This is a genomic window from Evansella cellulosilytica DSM 2522, assembly GCF_000177235.2.
GTDB lineage: Bacteria > Bacillota > Bacilli > Bacillales > Salisediminibacteriaceae > Evansella > Evansella cellulosilytica.
On the sequence record NC_014829.1, the window covers coordinates 3,205,322 to 3,226,116 of the forward strand.

A 20,795-nucleotide genomic window follows, 5' to 3' on the forward strand; every position below is an offset into this window, starting at 1 on the left:
ACTTGTCCTTATTATACTAGATTTTAATTTCAAACGTAACTAAGACGTATTGATGCTATCCCTTCCTCTATATTGGCCATAAAGAGAGGTAATTCATACCACTTTTATATGCACGTTAACATAGTTTCACATTTTTTAATGATTCTCGGATTCTGTAAGAAACACCTTATTAACAGCATCAATATATAAAAGTCACAAGGTTTTACACCCTTGTGACTTTTTCTTTCTCAATACTTATAGAGGATTTTCTTATATCCTTCATCATGTAGCCTAAGTTTCTTACTGTTTTTAAATATATTGGATTTTTTCTCGAAGGTTCAATTTTCGTTCTAATCCTACTAATAAACACATCAATAATACGTTCATCTAGCTCGTCAGATTCTCCCGATAGCTCCTTCATCAATTCCATTCTTGTTAACACTTTTCCTTTATTTAAAAACAAATAGTATAAAAGCTCATACTCTTTTCTCGTCAAGTCAACTGGTTCACCTTTGTTATATACCATAAAGTGGTTAGCATCTAGCATTAAATTTCCATTAATGAATTTGTTATTATCCCCGTTATTTTGAGAATTTTTATAGTCACAGCAATAGCTTCCTCTTCTTAGTATTGATTTAACACGAGCGTGTAATTCTTTATACCTTAGTGGCTTGAATACATAATCATCTGCCCCAAGCTCTAATCCTAATACTGCATCCAATTCTTCATTTCTTGAAGAAAGTAGAACGATTGGGGTCCAATCACTATATACATTTCTTACAGTGCGACAAAAATCAAGACCGATGTTTTTTGAATCAATATCAACGATGATGACATCAGGAGAAAAGGTTGTTGTAAGCTTTAAAGCTTCTTCCATTTTCTCTACAGCCCACGTCTTAAAACCGTTATCATGAAAGAATTTTTGTAAAGTCGTTCGTTCTTCTGTAAAAGCTGCTACTATTAATACCGATTGCTCCATTAGCACACCTCCATCATAAGAGAAGCTATCTAATTTAAATCGAACCTCTTACCATTAACTTCATAGATGATCCATTCCGCAATATTTGTACAATAATCTGCAATTCGTTCAATATATCTTGATATGAAGGCCATTTGTGTTATTTGCTCCGTTACACCTGTCTCAATCGCTACAACATCAAATAGTGATTGAACAAATTTTGCATAAGAACGATCTACTTCATCATCCATAGTGGCAATTTTCTGCGCAGCTAATACATTTAAGTCATTATAAGCAGTAATCACTTCATCTACCATTTCTTTTGCCCTTACAGCAAGTTCTAACAAATCTTTTTTAAAATGTGCAAGTTCATCTTTGAGTACAAACCTCTTTGCTGCTTTAGCCATATCAACAGTTAAATCTCCCATTCTTTCTAAATCACTAGAGACCTTTAAGCTTACAATGATTTTTCTTAAATCTGAAGCTACTGGTTGTTGTCTTGCAATCATTAGCGTAGCTTTTTCATTAATAGCTAGTTCTGCATCATTGATTTGTTTATCGTGTAGAATGATGTCATCCATTTTGGCATATTGTTTCTGTTCAAAAGCTTCCATCATTTCCCGAAAAGACTGTTCTACCATAGATGCTAATAGATTAATCTCCTTCTTCAAATCCTCCAACTCTAATTCAAATTGCCCTCGAATTGCCATCTTATATTCTCCTCCATTAACCAAAACGGCCAGTAATGTAATCTTCCGTCCTCTTATCATTGGGGTTTGAAAAAATAAGGTCTGTATCATCAAATTCAATTACTTCTCCATTTAAGAAAAAAGCAGTCTTATCAGATATCCTTGCCGCCTGCTGCATATTATGTGTCACAATAATAATAGAGTAATCCTTCTTTAACTCCTGTATCAATTCTTCAACCTTTAATGTCGATTTAGGATCTAGTGCAGAAGTTGGCTCATCCATAAGGATGACATCAGGTTCAATAGCTAAACATCTTGCTATACAAAGACGTTGCTGTTGACCTCCTGATAAACCATATGCATTTTCGTGAAGTCGGTCTTTAACTTCCTCCCAAATAGCAGCCCCCTTTAAACTTCTTTCTACTATTTCCCTCAATATCTTTTTATCTCTTATACCATGTATTCTTGGTCCATATGCAACATTATCAAAAATTGATTTAGGGAAAGGATTAGGCTTTTGAAAAACCATTCCAACCGTTGTACGCAATTCTTCAACACGAAAAGTCTTGTTAAATATATTTTTATTTCTATATAATATTTCTCCCGATATTTTTACACCTGAAACTAATTCAACCATTCTGTTTAACGTTTTAATATATGTTGATTTACCACACCCAGATGGTCCAATAATAGCCGTTACTTCATTTTCATACATTGGTAAGTTAATATCTTTCAAGGCATGGTTAGTACCATACCAGAGGTTTAGATTTTTTGTATTATATACAATATTTTTTGTTTCTTGTTCCTTCGGTTGCTTTCTTTCTAACACCTCTGTAGAAATAGATAAAGAAGACATATCAGATTCCTCCCATAATGTTTAGCCTATGTTAAACTTTGTTATTAATTTTCGTTTGAGACCGCTCGCTTAGCGTTAGATTCTTAAACCTTCGTGTAAAATCAACAGTAATCTATTACAAATCAAATTTTTTAAAAGCGGTTTTGAAACTTGTTTCTTATTATTATTGCAATTGAATTCATTAAGAATAAAATAATGAGTAAAACAATTATCGTAGCTGCAGCCATTTGCGCATACTCATCAACTAACACTGAATCTATCGTCCAATAATAAATTTGCATCGGAAGTACTGTGAAATTGTCCATCACTCCACCAGGTATCGGAATGATCAAAGCAGGAATACCAAGTGCTACTAATGGTGCCGTTTCCCCAATTGCTCTTGATAGCGCTAAAATAACACCGGTCAATATACCAGCAATTGAGGCAGGTAAAACAATGTTTTTTATCGTTTGCCACTTTGTTGCCCCCATACCATAGGAAGCCTCTCTTAAATGTTGTGGAACAGAGCGAATAGCCTCTTGTGCAGCAACAACTACAATTGGTAGCACAAGCAATGACATTGTCATACCACCAGCGATAATACTTGGACCAAAGCCAAACATTCTCACAAAAATAGTTAACCCTAAAAGGCCAAAAACAATCGATGGAACTCCTGCTAAATTCGTTATATTTGTCTGTATAAATGAATGCACCTTACCTTTTTTGGCATATTCCTCTAAATATATAGCTGTACCAATTCCTAATAACATTGTTAATGGTCCTACAATAACCATTAGCCAAATTGTACCAACGATCGCTCCAAAAATTCCTGCGCGTTCAGGAAGCGTTGAAAGTTTATTAGTTAGAAAATCTATACTAATCCAACCAAGTCCATCTGCAAATATCCTGTAAAGTAAGAATAGTAATACAACAAATCCAAACATAGTTGAAAGGAAAAATAATATCTTAACTGCATTATTTAAAAATATTCTAAAAGACATTCTTTTACTTACTTTTTCAAAGTTGATATATTTTGTTTGCTTATTCACTTCTGATTGTACTGATAGCTCAGCCATTTTAATATGCCTCCCTATATTTGCGAGAGATATACCTTGCAAACATATTCATTAGTAATGTAAAGAAAAATAGTGCAAAGGCGACTGCATACAAGCTATAATACGCTGTTGTTCCAGCTCCTGCATCACCACTCGTTACTTCTACTATATAAGCAGTCATCGTTTGCATCGATTGTGTAATATCAAATGTAAAGTTTTTGGAGCTTCCACTCGCAATCGTAACAATCATCGTTTCACCTATTGCTCTAGAAATACCTAATACAAAAGAAGCGATAATTCCTGAAATAGCTGCAGGAATAACTACACGGAATGTTACCTCTAGCTTAGTTGCGCCGAGTGCCAAAGCACCTTCACGCATTGCTTTCGGAACAGCGCTCATTGCATCCTCTGATAACGATGCTACGAGAGGGATAATCATAATCCCCATCACTATACCTGGGCTAAGTGCGTTCGTTGATTGTAATGCAGGAATAAACTCTCTAAGCACTGGTGTCACGAATGTAAATGCGAAAAAACCATACACAATTGTCGGTATACCTGCTAGTACTTCAATGATTGGTTTAAATATTTTTCTAGTATTTGCTGATGCATACTCACTTAAATAAATGGCCGTTGTTAATCCAATAGGTATAGCAACTAGCATTGCCACAAGCGAAATTAGTACTGTACCTGTAAGTAGCGGTAAGATACTAAAAGTTGGATCAACCCTACTCAAAGGTTTCATTTCCGTGTTTGTGAAAAATTCAATAATTGATACTTCACGGAAAAATAAAACCGTTTCATAAATTAACGTTGATAGGATACCTAATGTAGTAAGAATCGATACTGACGCCAAAGCGAACAGAAAGAATGGAATTATTTTTTCAAACTTCATTTTTATGAAACTTATTTTATCTTTGTTTCTTATCAGCTCTTTTGTACTAACAGTTTTTTGCATAAAAACTGCTCCTTTCTACCTGCAATGACGTAAATATTAACATTTGTTCATAATTTCCTTTTAAAGAAAATGAGAAGTATTCATTACTTCTCATTTTCCGTTATGCGTTATTAGTTAAGATTTCGAATAAATTCTAGTGACTCTGCTAATTCCTCTTCTGGTAGTGGAGCAAAACCAGTTTCTCCAGCAAATGCCGCTACCCCTGTACTAAAAATGTACTCAGCAAACGCCTTTACTTGCGGCTTTTCTTTCGCAGCATCCAAGTTTAAGTTTGTGAATACTGGTCTAGTAAATGGAGCATAGTCACCATCTTCAGCAATAGTATCAATCGAAGGTCCAACTGGTCCGTTTCCAAAGTCTACTTTTACTGCTGTGATTTTATCGTCATTATTTGCATAGTAACCATATCCAAAGAAAGCAATCCCATTAACATCGTCTGATACTAGACTAACTAAAGTTGAGTATTCTTGCTGTAAATTAATTCCTGCTACTAAGTCTTGCTTTTCTATAATAACGTCTACGAAAAACTCATAAGTACCGTGGTTTTCATTCGGTCCGTAAAAATTAATTTCTTCTTCAGGCCACTCAGAACGTATATCCGACCAAAGCACAACATCATCATCTTTGTATTGACCAGTTACAAACATTGTACTAATTTCTTCTTCTGTCATTTCTGTTGCCCAATCATTTTCTGGGTTAATAACAATTGTTAAACCGTCCAATGCAACCTTCAGCTCTTTAGATTCAATACCATTCGCATCTAATTCTGATAGTTCTTCTTCTTTTATAGGACGTGAAGCATTTGAAAAGTCAGTTTCACCTACAACATATTTTTGCATACCTGCACTTGTACCACCGCGACCTACTTCAACACTTACACCTGTTTCAACGGAAGTCATATATTCATCTGCAATTCTTGCCATTAATGGATACACCGTTCCTGAACCATCAATTGATACTGTACCTGATAATTCATCATTTACTGGTGTTTCTTCCGTTTCCTCTGTCTTTTCATCTTCCGACGATGATCCAGTTCCAGCCTCTGCTTGATTTCCTTCATCATCAGCACCACAAGCTACTGCAAAAACGGTTAATGCTGCCATTGTTAAAGATAATAAATATTTCTTCACGCGTAATTTCCTCCCTATATATCTTTCATATTTTGATAGAGTATTTCTCTACCACAATTGCTAGTATAATAGGCAATTATTAAGGACAAATAAATGAAGTGTAAACATTTGTAAACATTCTGTAAATTTTCACATTTATTTATTCCAGTATTATTGTTAAGACGAACTCATTGAAATTCACTAGCTCTCTATTGGCCAAAAAAACTTACACACTAATTCAAATTAAAAAGACGTAAAACTAGCTTTATAAAGCTAGTTTTACGTCTTTTTATAGAAGAGGTGAAGAAATTTAGCCACCTCAAAATTTTAAAAAACCTCAATGGGAAATCCCATTAAGGTTTTAAAAATTTGATATTATGCTTCTTGCGCTACTGGATACACGCTTACTTGCTTCTTGTCACGTCCAACACGCTCGAATTTAACAACACCGTCTACTTTAGCAAACAAAGTGTCATCTCCACCTCTTCCAACGTTCACACCAGGGTAGATTTTCGTACCACGTTGACGTACTAGGATAGATCCACCAGTAACTTCTTGTCCGTCTCCACGCTTTGTACCTAAACGCTTAGCGATAGAGTCACGTCCGTTCTTAGTACTACCTACCCCTTTTTTACTTGCGAAAAATTGAAGGTCCAATTTTAAGAACATTGTCTTCACCTCCTCAGTTATTCGTTATCCGTATAAACTGTCCGTATTGCTCTTCTAACGTTTTTAACGAGTAGAACAATCCTTCTAGCAAAATTTGTACTTTCTCATAAGTGTCTAACTTAAGTTTTTCAGGAACACGACAGCGGAGAAAGCCGCCTTCACCCTTCATCTCTACATCTAAACGAACATCACAAATTTCAGCTATCGCATTAACGGCACCAAATGACACCGCAGAGGCTCCAGCACAAACTAAATCTTTACCGCGTTCAGCGGCTTCAGCATGTCCGCTCATTGTAAATGTATGAATGGAATTATTATCGTTTCTTTCAAACACTACTTGTATCATAAGGACACCTTATGCGTTAATTTTTTCAATTGTAACTTTTGTGTATGGTTGACGATGACCTTGCTTACGACGGTAGTTTTTCTTTGCTTTGTATTTATACACGATCATCTTTTTAGCACGACCTTGCTTTTCTACTTTAGCAGAAACTGTCGCTCCTTCTACGTATGGAGCTCCAACTTTCGTCTCGTCTCCACCTACAAGGATTACACGGTCAAATGTTACTGCATCACCTTCAGCTACATCAAGCTTCTCGATGTAAACTTCTTGGCCTTCAGTTACTTTTACTTGTTTTCCACCTGTTTCAATAATTGCGTACACTATCGGCACCTCCTTCAATACTCAGACTCGCCATTACAGGTGCACATACGTTCATGCTTAAAACCTGATCTGCGCGGTTGTAGCTCCTTGGAGATATCCCAAACAACTAACAAAGGAAATCATACCATATTTAAGAGAACAGTGTCAATATATAAGAGAAACTAAAAACGAGCTTACTAAAGCTCGTTTTTAGTTTCTCTTAGAAGCGGTGAAGATATGTTGCCACATGTCTTTAAAGTAGTAGTGAGTGCTCTTCTCGCTACTACGCGTGGCATCATTTCCACCGCTATTCTGATACATTCTCTTATGAAATACAAAACAAGCTTGCTAAAGCTCGTTTTGTATTTCTCTTTTTAAAAGCGCTAGGCGCTATTTCAGACTTCTTTCATCCGCTTTTCCCAGCTAGCCTTTATTTCATCATAATCTCCAATAAGCCGAATAGTTGGCAAGTGGCCGTTTTCTCCATTTACTAAATATATCGTTTTATTAACTACTTGTTCCATTGATGTAAGTAAATCGTTATTGTTTTGAAGAAGCGATTCATATACTGCACTGTCGACCTCTACAAGAATCGCATCTTGATCAATATAACGTAATGCGAACACTTCTCTTTCTAAGTGGGCTATTTTACTTTTAAGTGATAGGACTTGTCCAGTACCTTTACAAACTGAGCATGATTCCATCATAATATCATGAAGTGGCTTCCTCGCTTTTTTCCTTGTCATTTCCACTAAACCAAAGTTTGTAAATCCAGCAACATTTGTTAATGTTCGATCATTTTTTGTTGCTTCCTTTAAAGCTTTTAAAACGCTCTTCTGATCTGACTCAACCTTCATATCAATAAAATCAATTAAGATGATCCCACCAATATTTCTTAATCGTAATTGTTGTGCTACAGCATAGGCTGCCTCAATATTCGTTTTGACAACAGTATCTCTTAAATTATGCTTACCAGTAAATTTCCCAGTATTCACATCAATAACCGTTAACGCCTCGGTCTTTTCAATGATTAAAAAGCCCCCACTTTTTAACCAGACTTTTTCATGCAATGCCTTTTCTAAGTGCTTCTCTATGTCATAATAAGAAAAAATATCTTCTTTTTCTTGATAAAGATGTATGTTACAGCCTTCTAATGAACTATTCAATAGCTGTTCATAGGATTCAAAGTGATCAACAACAATTTCTGAATTTTTATTTGTAAGATAGTCTCTTTGGACTCTACTAATGAGTGACGATTGATTGAGTAATACGTTTGGAACGTTTACTTTTTCTGCTTGTTGTAGCATTTGTTGATGTTGATGCCTTAAAAGCGTAAACTCATGATAAATTTCCTCATGCGAAGCATCTTCAGCATTCGTTCTAATAATGATTCCCTCTCGGTCTTCTATCCATTCACGTGCTTTTTCTCGCCAGCCTTTACGGTTCTCTTCATTCATTTTTTTTGAAACAGCCACATAGTTTCCATAAGGTAAATACACAATATATTTCCCTGGTAATGAAATCTTTTCAGTTAATCGTACACCCTTCGCTCCGACAGCTTCTTTCGTCACTTGTACAATAATTGATTGTCCTTCTTTTAACATCGAAGCAATAGTTGGTTGCTTTACATCAGGTTCTTTATCGTCTTTCAATGTATCATAAGCAATGAGTTCATTCCGATACAGGAACCCATTTTTATCCGCCCCAATATTAACAAAAGCTGCTTCCATCCCAGGAACAATATCCTCCACTCTACCAATAAACACATTGCTCGTCCTACTATGTTCATCTTCTTGTTCAAAAAGCCATTCCACCACTTTATTATCTTCTAACACAGCACCGCGTTTTTGGGACGTTGTTAAATTCAGTATTACTTTTCGCAATTTAAATACCCCATTCTAATTGGACCTATTTCGATCATTATATAAATAAAACACTATATATGACAAGTAGTAATGGCGCTGTCTACTCATTAGTACTTTAAAAAAAGTGAAATTTTCGACTTAAACAACTGGTATACGTAAAAGAAGGTTGGCTATGTAAGGAGGAAAAAAGGACACTGAAAAAAGTGGTGTTCTTCCACTTTTTCAATGGCCTCGGAAATACTCCTTATTAGTCAACCGTTCGTAGAAAACTCCTGAAATTTGATGTATACGCGAAGAATGCTTGATGAAGGTTCGCAGACACTGGTCTTTGCGTGAAATAACTAAAGTCGTGTCCACGGAAATCGTTCACCAGTTAAAGATTTTATATTAATTTACCAAGCGGTAAAAAGCGTTTTTCAAGATCAAAAAATGCTTCTAACACCTTTTCCTCTTCTATAAAAGTATCTTTCTTCCCAAAAGTAAAGTAATGGTATTTTTGTCTGTTTACATGTTTCATCGCCTCAGCAACCGTGATGGAGGGGGAAACTTTAACCCATTCACTATAACCTCTAGGAATCACTCGCTTTCTTTCTAGTAAAAACCTTAAAAACATAAAGTGTCGCTGCTTCCATTCAAGATAGTGATGAATCCATAAAAAGACTAAAACAACAATTAAGTTTAAGTGAAACGGAAGAAAACTTAGCGAGCAAAAAGATAGTATAGATAAAATGATGATGGAGGAAATGTAGCTCCATTGTTGTGCTCTATGAAAGGAGTTAAAGTATGATATTCCAGCAAAAACAAGCTTTCCACCATCTAACGGTAAGATTGGTAGCAAATTAAAGAATAAAATTGTTAAATTATGAAAGAGAAAAATTTGATGGTCCGCCTCTGTCCAAATTGGTGTATGGAGTAATAAATAACTGCCACCGATTAACCAAAGATGCTGAATAGGCCCACTAATAGTGACGAGCAATTCTTCGCGAACTGGCCTATTCCCGTATTCTTCAGTTTCTGCCATTCCTCCGAAAGGAAGAAGCATTATTTTCTTTATCCTCCAATTAAAGCGGTATGCCATATAGCTATGACCAAGTTCGTGTACAAGAACAATCAAAAATAACATAACGATCTCTTTGAACATTCCTGTTAAACCACCAATACCGAGAATTCCCCAAAATACTGGATGTATATGAATTTTTTTTATTAAACTAATCAAAAGATATCACTTCGCTTGGGTCGATAAAGGTATCTCCATCCCTAAAAGCAAAGTAATAGACACCAGTAGCCTCCTTTTCTTCATGTGGAGTAACACCTCCAATTAATTCCCCTCTTTCAACAGTTTCATATAGTTGAACACTAATATTCTCTAGGTTGCCATACCATGACTCCGTACCATCATTGTGTCTAATAACTACTACTTTTCCCCATTCTCCAGCTTCATCTTCACCAATGATACGTACTTGCCCACTTCTAACAGCCTCAACTGTTGCATCTGCACTCGTTTCGACGTATATTCCTCTCCCATTTTGTTGAAACGACTCCTGCACTGTACCAGTAGCGGGCATTGCATATATTTCCTCATCATTATTAAAATCGCCTGGGGCTCCAACATGCATATCATTTGGAATCAAGGCTAGCGGGCGACCGAATGCATCCTCATACCATTCGGCTACTGCACTAAATTGGAAGTCATTTTGAAAGGAATTATTTACATACTCACGTACACCTTCCATTGATGGTGACTGCGTTTGTGATATGATTCCAATAGTAAAGAACAAACAAATACTAGCTAACACTTGCATGATAAAGCGATCTTTTTTGAAAAAGGATTGCCCATCATATTGTGAAGCTTGTTTATTGTCACCGTATGTATAAAAATGTTCCTCTCTTTCTTCATCATGTTTCATAGTTAATGGTAACTGTGCACGTTGATCCTTTTCCCGCACAACGAAACGGTTAGATGCCGGTTTTCTTTTTTTTCTTTTTTCTTCCATTTTTTTTCTTAACAGCTCAACGCGTTTATTCATCATCCCATCACCTGCTTTAGTTTCTTTGTTCATATGTATGACTTGTCCTTTAATGATATGCATTGTTTGTCCATTCAGATTTACTAATTAAATGATTTCTAAATTGATACTTTAATTAAGATGAAGTTGTTTCTCCTAATTAAGTGAGCCGTTTTAGTAATCCTGATGAGCAACGCAATCAATCTAAAAGCTACTAAAACTAGGTTTATAAAAATAAAAAGACTTAAAACTATCAAGCTAGTTTTAAGTCTTTCTTTTAATAGTGTATACGAATGTTGCCATTACCAATGCTTTTAATTAGGTTATGGTACAACCACTTTTATGTTGTTTTAAGCAGTTAATTTACCAGTTAATTTATTTTTAAATAACACTTCACGAATGTAAGGAATTACCCAACGGTCTCCTCCGAATTTACCTGCGTTGTAACCAGCAGCTAAAATAAAGATTGTGATCAATGTCATCCAAGGATTTGTTGAAATTGTTCCTGCAAACATAAACGCAAAATTCATCATGATACCAAAGAAAGCAGCTGCCGTCGTTAACACACCGATGATTAGTCCTAATCCTACAAGTAGCTCTCCCCAAGCGACCATAAAGCTAAATGTGCCTGCATACGGTAAGGCAAAGTTCTCTATAAATGCGTGATACGTTGGATACGTTGCAGCTACTGTTTCGTTTGCTACTACGCCGTGTAAATAACCACTTGCATCAAATCCACCTGTCACTTTTCCCCAACCTGCTGTTAACCAAGACCATCCTAAGTAAATTCGTAATACTGTTAAAATACCCGCTGCGATTTTGTTGTTTCTTAAGAAATTCATAAACATGTTACATTCCCCCAATAGTTTTATTGTTTGTCTGTTAGATTTTAGTAACTACTCTCTATTTGAATAATAATTATAGATATTAAATGAGTTAGTAGGTTATAGTGAGTGGTTACTAACTATCTTTAATTACATTATATATCACAAAGTATGTGAAGTTTATCACAAAATGTGGCCGTTTTGTTTCAAAGTGGTGACATAATTGTGACAAACCTCACAATAAAGAGGGATATAAAAAAACGCCCTCAGGTAATCACCTTAGGACGCACGGATTTCTCTTCCTGTATTAACTTCTTATACCTAAAAACTTCTTCATCTTTTTAAACATACCTTTATCGTTTTCCAACGAGATTAAAGGAACTGTTTCCCCACAAATACGTCGAGCAATATTACGATAAGCTATTGCAGCCTTAAATTTTGGATCCATTGCAATGGGCTCCCCGTTATTAGAAGCACGTATAACATTATCTTCATCTACGACGATACCAAGTAATTCGATTGATAAAATTGTTACTACTTCTTCAATATCTAAAGAGTCTCCGCTTTTACTCATATGTGGTCTAATTCTGTTTAATACTAGTTTCGGTGGTTCGATATCTTCTTTTTCTAATAAGCCGATAATTCGATCTGCATCTCGAACAGACGACACTTCTGGTGTAGTAACAACAATTGCTTTATCAGCTCCTGCTACCGCATTTTGGAAGCCTTGCTCAATTCCGGCTGGGCAATCTATTAAAACATAATCATAGTCTTTCTTTAATTCCCCGATTAACTTTTTCATTTGATGCGGCTCTACTGCAGACTTATCTTTCGTTTGGGCAGCTGGTAGAAGCGTTAAGCAGTCAAATCGCTTATCAGTTACTAATGCTTGCGGCAAACGACATCTACCTTCAACAACATCTACAAGGTCATAAATAATTCTATTTTCCAACCCCATAACGACATCTAAGTTACGTAAGCCAATATCAGTATCAACTAAACTTACCTTTTTACCCATTAATGCGAGTGCAGTTCCTAGGTTTGCAGTTGTTGTTGTTTTTCCAACCCCGCCTTTTCCTGAAGTTACAACGATTGCTTCTCCCACGTCATTCTCCCCTTTCTACAATACGAATCTATAAACAGCATAGACTTCTTAATTTATGTCAGCTTCCTTTTTTTTATCTAGGTATGAAGTCACATAAATTATTTTACCATGATTGCGGTTGGTTCGTTCATTTTAATTGTTTAAGATAGAAGATATATTAGGACGAATTGTAGACAATCTTTGAAGACGGTCTAATACCATTTCACCAGATTCGTCTACGTAAGCACATTCCATTAACTGACCCTTATCATTTTCATCCTCTGGTGGTCTTCTTATGACATCAGCAATACGTAATTGAGATGGTGTAAGTGCGGATGCACAAATAATCGCATCTTTATTTCCAGCCATCCCTGCGTGCGCTATACCGAGCAACTTCCCAAGAATGTAAATATTCCCTTTAGCTCGAACAGTTCCTCCAGGATTAACATCACCTATTAATAATAAGTCGCCGGGTACATCAATTACTTGTCCTGATCTGACCACTTTTACGAGACGTGTAATTTCTTCAGATGCTTTCATCGATTCTGCTTCTTCTTTCGTTACAACATCACATTCTATAGAGTCTATTACACCGTGTATGTACTCCGATAACGTTTTACTTAATACATCTATATGCTCTTTCTCTAAATATCTTTTTCCACTTACTAATTTTACTCGAACAAATGCGCCATCGTTATCGATATATTGTGGACGTTCAGAAAGCTTATCTTGGAGCTCTTTTATTAGAGAATCAAATGTACATTGGTCATTGAGGAAAAAGGTAAGTCCATCTTTTGTGCCTTTGATAAGTACATTCTGTTTTTTCACCTGCTTTGACGTCATGCTTTTTCCTCACCTCAAATCTATTCTTTACACTTTCATACTATAATTTATCGTTTTCTTCACTTCTACGTTTTATAAAATAAAACAGTTTTCTTAATGGATACGCTAGTATGATAATAACCAAGGCGTTCATTAAAAAACTTGGAATAAATCTTCCCGTTAAAAATTCCTCATGGCTGATGGACGCTAACCCTATTATTAGCATCATACCATAGATAAAGTAATCTAATAATGTAATAGCTGCTAAGCTCGTCAATATTGCCACTGTTAAGTTTCTTTGAAAAAATGGGATGGATATTGAAAATAAATAAGCGATTAACCCCATCGAAAATGTATAAATACCTAGTACAGAAGAGTAGATGACATCATAGAGTACACCAAAAATAACAGCATACAATGTTCCAGCACCTCTGCCTCTATATATACCAGTAAAAATAATAACTAGAAAAACCCATCTCGGAATAAAGAGATAAGATACGCCATATTGATCCGGAGCAAATATTTGAAAAACCGTACCTTCAATTAAAAAGAGAACGAAGAGGATGATGAATAACAAGTATCGGATCATGACTCTTCTCCTTCATTATCCTCTTCCTCATCATCCTCGTCTTCCTCATCTTCTTCAGGTAGCACGCCATCATAATCCGGATCAATCGTAATATCTAAAGATGGGGCTCCACGTTCAATTATCATAACATAATCTAATCGTTGGAATGATGCACTTGGTTTTACAAAAGCGGTTTGCGTTAACGCAAATTCGTCTGTCTCAAACGAGACGATCTCTCCGATAGGTAGCCCTTCTGGGAATACGCCACCTAAACCAGAAGTCACAACAAATTGACCTTCCTCTAGCTCTGCACCAATATCAATCATTGTAAATTGTAAATATCCAGTCTCTACATCTATACCTTCAATAAACCCATTTATTGATTGCTCCTCGCTGTCAACCGTTACTGAAATACGGTTAGACCTATCAGGATCACTTAATAGCTGAATAGTAGCTGTAAATTGGGAAACTTGATTCACTTTACCGATTAGACCTTGAGAAGTCATTACAGCCATATCTTTTTCAATACCGTGTTGTGTCCCTTTGTTAATCCCGATAAAATCATTCCAGCGATCTGGTGTTCGATGAATAACCATCGCATTTCTAACAGAATAACTGTACAAATCACCTTCTTGTAAATCTAAAGATGACTTCAGTTCTTCGTTTTGCCTTCTTAAATCATTGAGTTCCACTTGAAGTGATGCATATTCATCTAGGTGAGACTTTAATATTTGATTTTCCTCATATATATTACGCATATCATTCACGTTCTCAAAGAAACCCGCTACAAAATGAGCGGGCTTTGAAAAGGCAGATTGAACCCAACCAACGCTGTCAGAAATGAACTGCTCTGGCCATGATGATGAGCGACGTTCACTCATAGAGTATCCTATAAGTGCAACTAGAATGATAATACATACAAGTAAGACGATAAGTCGCTTATTTGAAAAAAATGACTGCATAATGGCGACACCTTCTTATCCTTTTCTGTTTGATCTTACAGTAATACCTGCCTTTGATCTAAATAAATGTAAATTCTCTAAAGCTCGTCCTGTACCGATAGCAACACAATCTAATGGGCTTTCGGAAACGAGAACTGGCATATTCGTTTCATCCGATAATACTTTATCAAGATTACGTAGAAGTGCCCCACCACCAGTAAGTACGATACCACGATCCATAATATCTGCTGCTAATTCTGGAGGAGATTGCTCTAACGTATCCTTCACCGATTGAACAATTTGTGCCACAGTATCTTCTAGTGCACTGGCAATTTCATCTGCAGAAATCGTAATTGTTTTAGGTAAACCACTTACGAGGTCGCGTCCACGAATATCCATTTCATCTGGAGTGTCCGGTTTGCCTGCTGAGCCAATTTCAAATTTGATCATTTCAGCAGTTCGTTCACCGATCATTAAATTATATTTTTTCTTCACATACTGTGCAATGGCTTCATCCATTTCGTCACCAGCAACTCGTACTGATTCACTCGTTACAATTCCTCCAAGTGAAATGATTGCCACTTCTGTCGTACCTCCACCGATATCTACAATCATACTTCCTGTAGGTTCCCAAACAGGTAAATCGGCTCCAATTGCAGCTGCAAACGGCTCTTCTATTGTATAAGCCTCTTTTGCTCCTGCTTGTTTTGTAGCATCTTCAACCGCTCTTTTTTCTACTGCTGTAATCCCTGATGGCACACATACCATTACATTTGGCTTTCTTGTAAAAATAGAACGATTTCTTAGAGCTTGACGAATAAAGTACTTCATCATCGTAGCAGTTGTATCAAAATCTGCGATAACGCCATCTTTCATCGGGCGAATAGCAACAATATTACCTGGCGTACGACCTATCATATTTTTTGCATCATTACCTACAGCTTCAATAGAACCAGAATCTGAACGAATCGCTACAACAGACGGTTCACGTAAGATAACACCTTTTCCCTTTACATATACAAGCGTATTTGCTGTACCTAAGTCAATACCCAAATCTTTTGAAAAACCACCAAACATCTATGTAATCTCCCTTCATTATAAACAAAACTCATATCGTAATTATACTTAATATTTTTAGGAATGAGTAGCATTTTCATACAAACGACAGGAAAAAATCCTACACACTTTCCTATCATATAATAACATTGTAAAAAGCTAAACAAAAACTCTATCTTTATTTGTAAATATATTGCTTTAAAATCCTCACTTCATCCTACCACAATGATGTAAACATGTACATTACAGGATTATTGAGAATGTGAAACTTTTACAATACTAATAATGATATTTTTGTAACACCGATAACAATTTTTGGATAACAAACTCGTCTATTGTGAACGTTCATATATGGATATATAAAATAACGAGTAAATGGGATTGTACCATTCACTCGTCACTCCTCTTATTTTTATAGATATCCTTTTTCTTTTAAAGAACAAAAGCGCTGATCACCGATGATGAATAGTGATAGGTAAGAGACAACCTCGACATTACTCGTTAGGAACTCTTTTCCCCCACTTCACACCGTACGTGAGACTTTCACCTCATACGGCGTTCTATCAATTCAATTATCTAAGTTAGGCTCAACTTTTCTCTAAAACCTAGAACCTTTTCCCATGTTTTCTTTCCGACGGTTGAATAATCTTTCGAGCTATGAATTATTTGATGACAATGCTCATGCATGGAAGCAAGATTAGAAACACGATTCACTTCATCTAGAGGTAATTTAGGATTAATATGATGTATATGGATATCCTCCCCTTGTAATACCTCTTTACATACTCTGCATTTTCCCTTATCACGATTAAAAGCATATGCTCGATTCATAAAGTATTCAAAGTTGTATATTTTTTCTTTATGTCCAATTTTGATTATCTTAGACCAATTCATACTGAGAAGTTCATCTGCTCTTACTTTTAAAGGCTTTTTACCGGTTCTATTCATATGAACCTGTCGACCTAGTTCAGTGTATGGCGTTTCTTTAGGACTTTTGTTTTTGGCTTTTTGCCATGTGCAAAAATCCAATCTTGTTACACCTATTTTCAAGTCGTTATATTCTATAACCGGTATTTTTGTATTGTACTTTTCATGTACTGACCGCAAGTTGTCCACTTGTTTAGCAGACATCTTATAACCACCATGTTTCCGCAGTTTTAAGTAAGCCGCATAATGAAGTTTGTCTGCATACTTGCGTAGGTACACATTAACTTTCGTGGTACATTCATAGTATTGAATTTGCCCTCTAATTTTAGAGTTAATGAGATTTATCCAGTGTATTAGGTCTTCTTTTTTAGTTGCACGTTTTATTTTCTTTATTGTTTTATGAATCTCATTTACTTTTCCTTTTAATCGTTGTTGATTGGGTTTGCTGACGAGTATATGTCCATTTTTCGCTTTGCCTTTAATTGCCTTGATTTCAAAGCCCAAAAATTTTATTGGTCGTCTTCGTATATCTGTTATGAGCGTTTTTTCTTCTGACAAAGTCAATTTTAATCGCTCTTTAAGATACTTTGTTATCCTGTACTTCCATTTCTCCGCATTCCGCTTGGAACTCGTTATGAGTACCCAATCATCTGTATATCGCACTAAATATGCTTCTTTTAAGTGTGTTGTTTTCCGTAACCTATCGTATTGTTTGTACTTTTGGGCGTACGGATAACGTGTTTTCTTATTTTCCCATTCTCTGGTCACTCATTGGTCAAAAGCGTGTAAATAAGCATTTGCTAACAGTGGAGAAATGATTCCACCTTGCGGGGTTCCAATTGGGTTCTCCTTTAGCTCGTCCATAATTCCAGCTTTAAGCATAGCTTTAATAATCATTAGCACTCGTCTATCTCTAATCCCCATATGCCATAGCTTTTTAATGAGAATCGTATGATTGACGCAATCGAAGAATTTGCTTATATCTCCTTCAATTATCCAATAATGTCCTGATATGTGTACAATGTCAGTCGTACGAACAAGTGCCATACTTGAATCCCTCATCGGTCTGAAACCGTATGAATGTTTAAAGAACTGTGCTTCGATAATTGGTTCAATAATTAAACGTACACATTCTTGAATCACTCTGTCGATAATGCTTGGAATCCCGAGTGGGCGTAATTCTTCAGAATTGGTTTTTGGAATGTACTTTCTTTTAATTGGTTTCGGACGATACTTTCGAAGGCCTTCTTTTACAAGTTGTATAACCTCGGGATAATCTTTTTGCAGAATATCTGGCTTCATCAATTTATGGTCACTTCCAGCAGTACGACTTCCCTTATTCGCTTTAATACGATGGATAGCCGTTAGTATTGTAGCTTCACTTACCATTAGTTCCACTAAATCTTTGTGTCCAGGTGATTGTCCCTTTTGTCTAATACCTTCGATGGTTTTTTGATATAATTCGTCCTGTTTATCTTTTAATTCCTGTTCTGATTTTAGATAGTTAGATTCTTGTTCCATTGCGTTCCTCCTTACTGGGAGAATGCAAGGCTTTAATCAGGTATGCCCAAGCGGCTTCCCTAACAAGTTGATATAACTTGTTAATTAAACTGACTATGCCCCTTCGCTCCATTTCCATTACAGAAACTTCAAAACTACTACGGGCTGCTGCCCCACAGATTCAATTGTCATTTCCTACAATTTAGATGCTTTGAGGTTAACTCCTCTTATCATCATCTTCTATGGTTCCGCTGTTCCTTACACTTTAGCTTTCAATTACCGTTTTAGCTGTCCTCTTTGACCCGTTAACCATCTTTTTGTCCATAGTTGGAAGGGCGCAAGACACTATTCCTTTGCTGGATTAGTATAGATTTTGCAACCACAAATACAAAACCCACGATTAAACCTCTTAAACAGAAGCGAGAAACTTCATTTTGTTTCCCTATATCTTTACGAGCCTTACGAACGAGGATTCCTGGCGAGTCAGCATGACGGTCTTATAGCCTCCCGCTTACTTCGCTAACCACTTCTCAGGTCTACTTTTCAACGCCTTTACCGAGCTTCATACACAAAAGTAGTTAACCATTCATGCATGTCGGAGTTTCAGAGCATCGTTACCAACATTTAACGATGAGTTGGAATTACACCAACCTATTCAAGCGTAAAGTTCAAAGATATATATCTTTGCCTAGTTTTATTGCATATTTCTACGCAGATTGTCTAGGAACAACGCACACTGTGATCCAAAATGTCGATGCCAAGCAGTTTTCCGCATTCAACAAGCCGTTTCGTCACATCGATATCTTCACGACTTGGTGAACACTCGCCACTAGGATGATTATGTAGACTTATAGGTACACTATTAGGCGATAACTATTACATGGCGCATATATCCCCATCCACCATTGATATTACAACATTTTCTATTTCGCCATTCCTAAAATTAATAAGGCTAAATGTAGCAATAAATATTATAAAAAGGTAAAATATAAATAACAACATTTGAAGTAGGTAGGTCGATCATATGGAGTTAAATGAATCTTACAGGTTTATTGTAAAAGAGATTAAAGAGGTTGATGGTAATAATAAAGTCGTATCGATAATGATACATGACCTAAGAACAAACATTCAAGTACCTCACCCGATTACAGAATTTATAACTGTAAAATACGCATATCATGGCAAATCATTAAATTCACAATTACTACCAGCCAGAGTAGTATGTCGTTTTCTAAACCATATTCTTAAATCAATAGATAAAAAAGACAAATTGTTCATGCAGCTATCAATTACAGGTTTACAGAAGCTGAATCTATATCATGGTAGTAATTATATTTCTTATCTAACAAGAAATGGTTTATCGAGGAACACGATTAAATTGTATGAAGGGGTACTCACTAACTTTTTTGTGTTTTTAAGCGAGAATAACTATATCAATGAAAAGATAGAGGTTGAATTTAACTTTTACAAAGATAGAAGAACGGTTAAATCGTTATTTGAAAAAAGTCATCTGCAAACTAAATATCCTTCTTCAAGAAAATCAAATACTATTTTAAAACTAAAAGATTTCGGTAAGAATCGTTATGAGCTTATGATTTTATTTATACAAGTGGCTAGAGCTGTTTCACCAGATATTGCATTAGGTATTTGTTTTCAGTTTTATGGTGGGTTACGTAGAGGTGAGGTTGTAAATGTTACCAAATTGGATTTAAAGGTTATTCCAAATGAATCTATGATAGTTGACATAAAAGATAATAGACATATCTTATTTCCTCATTTGGAAGATACATCAAACGAGTTTCCAAAAAGAACAAATTATCTTAGCCCTAGGCTGTGCAAACAAATCATAATGGATATACCTTTAGTGTGGGAAGTTTACTTTGAGCATATTAAATACCTGCAAACTATGAAACCTAAAAATAAACAGGCAATATTTTTAAATAAAGATGGAAATGCAATGTCAGGTAAGGTTTATGATCGAAGGTTCAATAAAGTGAAAAAACGTTTTTTAGAGGAATTATTAAAGCAAGGCAGATATGAAGATTACACGTTATTAAGTGAAAGTTATTGGTCTACTCATATAGGTCGAGGAATTTACAGTAATATACTGTTTGACATGAAACTTACACCTACTCAAATAGCTATTGCTAGAGGTGATACTAATATTAATTCATCCATGGAGTATGTAGACGAAAAAACAACTATAAATGCAATCAAAGACAATTTACCTCGAATTACAAAGTTAAGTGAAAAATATTTCCAAAACTAAATAAAGGAGCAATGTCACAATTATAGGAGGCAAATAAT

Annotated in this window: 22 protein-coding genes, 1 pseudogene and 1 other annotated feature; of the genes and pseudogenes, 1 reads left to right on the forward strand and 22 read right to left on the reverse strand. The window is 35.7% G+C overall.

Annotation, left to right across the window (positions count from 1 at the left end):
- Nucleotides 1-202: 202 nt before the first annotated feature.
- The 22 genes and pseudogenes from BCELL_RS14915 to BCELL_RS22235 form a co-directional block, all read right to left on the reverse strand.
- On the reverse strand, nucleotides 203-958 hold the full coding sequence (locus BCELL_RS14915) for a response regulator transcription factor (protein ID WP_013489600.1): 756 nt from the start codon (nucleotides 956-958) through the stop codon (nucleotides 203-205).
- 29 nt (nucleotides 959-987) lie between these two features.
- Nucleotides 988-1,647 carry a phosphate signaling complex protein PhoU gene (gene phoU / locus BCELL_RS14920; RefSeq protein ID WP_013489601.1) on the reverse strand — a complete coding sequence of 220 codons (660 nt, stop codon included), beginning with the start codon at nucleotides 1,645-1,647 and terminating at the stop codon, nucleotides 988-990.
- Nucleotides 1,648-1,663: 16 nt separating this feature from the next.
- On the reverse strand, nucleotides 1,664-2,482 hold the full coding sequence (pstB, locus tag BCELL_RS14925; protein WP_013489602.1) for a phosphate ABC transporter ATP-binding protein PstB: 819 nt from the start codon (nucleotides 2,480-2,482) through the stop codon (nucleotides 1,664-1,666).
- Between the two features lie 131 nt (nucleotides 2,483-2,613).
- A complete protein-coding gene (gene pstA / locus BCELL_RS14930) occupies nucleotides 2,614-3,537 on the reverse strand; it encodes a phosphate ABC transporter permease PstA (RefSeq protein WP_013489603.1) in 924 nt (307 codons plus the stop codon).
- Nucleotide 3,538: 1 nt separating this feature from the next.
- Nucleotides 3,539-4,474 carry a phosphate ABC transporter permease subunit PstC gene (pstC, locus tag BCELL_RS14935; protein WP_013489604.1) on the reverse strand — a complete coding sequence of 312 codons (936 nt, stop codon included), beginning with the start codon at nucleotides 4,472-4,474 and terminating at the stop codon, nucleotides 3,539-3,541.
- A 110-nt stretch (nucleotides 4,475-4,584) separates the two neighbouring features.
- Nucleotides 4,585-5,604: a PstS family phosphate ABC transporter substrate-binding protein gene (locus BCELL_RS14940; protein ID WP_013489605.1), complete on the reverse strand. Its 1,020-nt coding sequence runs from the start codon at nucleotides 5,602-5,604 to the stop codon at nucleotides 4,585-4,587.
- Nucleotides 5,605-5,958: 354 nt separating this feature from the next.
- Complete coding sequence (gene rpmA / locus BCELL_RS14945; protein ID WP_013489606.1) at nucleotides 5,959-6,252, reverse strand: 50S ribosomal protein L27; 294 nt, start codon at nucleotides 6,250-6,252, stop codon at nucleotides 5,959-5,961.
- A gap of 13 nt (nucleotides 6,253-6,265) precedes the next feature.
- On the reverse strand, nucleotides 6,266-6,598 hold the full coding sequence (locus BCELL_RS14950) for a ribosomal-processing cysteine protease Prp (RefSeq protein WP_013489607.1): 333 nt from the start codon (nucleotides 6,596-6,598) through the stop codon (nucleotides 6,266-6,268).
- A 9-nt stretch (nucleotides 6,599-6,607) separates the two neighbouring features.
- Nucleotides 6,608-6,916 carry a 50S ribosomal protein L21 gene (gene rplU, locus BCELL_RS14955; RefSeq protein ID WP_013489608.1) on the reverse strand — a complete coding sequence of 103 codons (309 nt, stop codon included), beginning with the start codon at nucleotides 6,914-6,916 and terminating at the stop codon, nucleotides 6,608-6,610.
- 13 nt (nucleotides 6,917-6,929) lie between these two features.
- Nucleotides 6,930-7,005: a sequence feature (ribosomal protein L21 leader region), on the reverse strand.
- 285 nt (nucleotides 7,006-7,290) lie between these two features.
- Nucleotides 7,291-8,778, reverse strand: a complete 1,488-nt coding sequence (locus BCELL_RS14960; RefSeq protein WP_013489609.1) for an Rne/Rng family ribonuclease — start codon at nucleotides 8,776-8,778, stop codon at nucleotides 7,291-7,293.
- Between the two features lie 364 nt (nucleotides 8,779-9,142).
- Complete coding sequence (locus BCELL_RS14965; RefSeq protein ID WP_013489610.1) at nucleotides 9,143-9,976, reverse strand: M50 family metallopeptidase; 834 nt, start codon at nucleotides 9,974-9,976, stop codon at nucleotides 9,143-9,145.
- On the reverse strand, nucleotides 9,969-10,820 hold the full coding sequence (locus tag BCELL_RS14970) for a M23 family metallopeptidase (protein ID WP_013489611.1): 852 nt from the start codon (nucleotides 10,818-10,820) through the stop codon (nucleotides 9,969-9,971). Before BCELL_RS14970 ends, BCELL_RS14965 begins: the two co-directional genes overlap by 8 nt.
- Nucleotides 10,821-11,116: 296 nt before the next feature.
- A complete protein-coding gene (locus BCELL_RS14975; protein WP_013489612.1) occupies nucleotides 11,117-11,614 on the reverse strand; it encodes a DoxX family protein in 498 nt (165 codons plus the stop codon).
- Between the two features lie 283 nt (nucleotides 11,615-11,897).
- Nucleotides 11,898-12,695 carry a septum site-determining protein MinD gene (minD, locus tag BCELL_RS14980; RefSeq protein ID WP_013489613.1) on the reverse strand — a complete coding sequence of 266 codons (798 nt, stop codon included), beginning with the start codon at nucleotides 12,693-12,695 and terminating at the stop codon, nucleotides 11,898-11,900.
- Between the two features lie 132 nt (nucleotides 12,696-12,827).
- The gene (minC, locus tag BCELL_RS14985) at nucleotides 12,828-13,517 is read right to left on the reverse strand and encodes a septum site-determining protein MinC (protein ID WP_013489614.1); all 690 of its coding nucleotides are present in this window, start codon (nucleotides 13,515-13,517) and stop codon (nucleotides 12,828-12,830) included.
- A 40-nt stretch (nucleotides 13,518-13,557) separates the two neighbouring features.
- Nucleotides 13,558-14,085, reverse strand: coding sequence for a rod shape-determining protein MreD (mreD, locus tag BCELL_RS14990; RefSeq protein WP_013489615.1), 528 nt, complete (start codon nucleotides 14,083-14,085; stop codon nucleotides 13,558-13,560).
- A complete protein-coding gene (mreC, locus tag BCELL_RS14995) occupies nucleotides 14,082-15,026 on the reverse strand; it encodes a rod shape-determining protein MreC (protein ID WP_013489616.1) in 945 nt (314 codons plus the stop codon). Before mreC ends, mreD begins: the two co-directional genes overlap by 4 nt.
- Nucleotides 15,027-15,041: 15 nt before the next feature.
- Nucleotides 15,042-16,082: a rod shape-determining protein gene (locus BCELL_RS15000; RefSeq protein ID WP_013489617.1), complete on the reverse strand. Its 1,041-nt coding sequence runs from the start codon at nucleotides 16,080-16,082 to the stop codon at nucleotides 15,042-15,044.
- Between the two features lie 250 nt (nucleotides 16,083-16,332).
- Nucleotides 16,333-16,455, reverse strand: coding sequence for a hypothetical protein (locus tag BCELL_RS23230; protein ID WP_280965075.1), 123 nt, complete (start codon nucleotides 16,453-16,455; stop codon nucleotides 16,333-16,335).
- A 182-nt stretch (nucleotides 16,456-16,637) separates the two neighbouring features.
- On the reverse strand, nucleotides 16,638-17,552 hold the full coding sequence (locus BCELL_RS23065) for a group II intron reverse transcriptase (RefSeq protein ID WP_245546889.1): 915 nt from the start codon (nucleotides 17,550-17,552) through the stop codon (nucleotides 16,638-16,640).
- 204 nt (nucleotides 17,553-17,756) lie between these two features.
- On the reverse strand, nucleotides 17,757-18,509 hold the full coding sequence (locus BCELL_RS23070) for a reverse transcriptase domain-containing protein (RefSeq protein WP_245546890.1): 753 nt from the start codon (nucleotides 18,507-18,509) through the stop codon (nucleotides 17,757-17,759).
- Nucleotides 18,510-19,208: 699 nt separating this feature from the next.
- A pseudogene (locus BCELL_RS22235) lies at nucleotides 19,209-19,340 on the reverse strand (JAB domain-containing protein); the annotation flags it as partial.
- Between the two features lie 172 nt (nucleotides 19,341-19,512).
- Between BCELL_RS22235 and BCELL_RS15010 the strand changes: the two are divergent.
- A complete protein-coding gene (locus tag BCELL_RS15010) occupies nucleotides 19,513-20,757 on the forward strand; it encodes a hypothetical protein (RefSeq protein ID WP_013489618.1) in 1,245 nt (414 codons plus the stop codon).
- The last annotated feature ends 38 nt before the right edge of the window (nucleotides 20,758-20,795 follow it).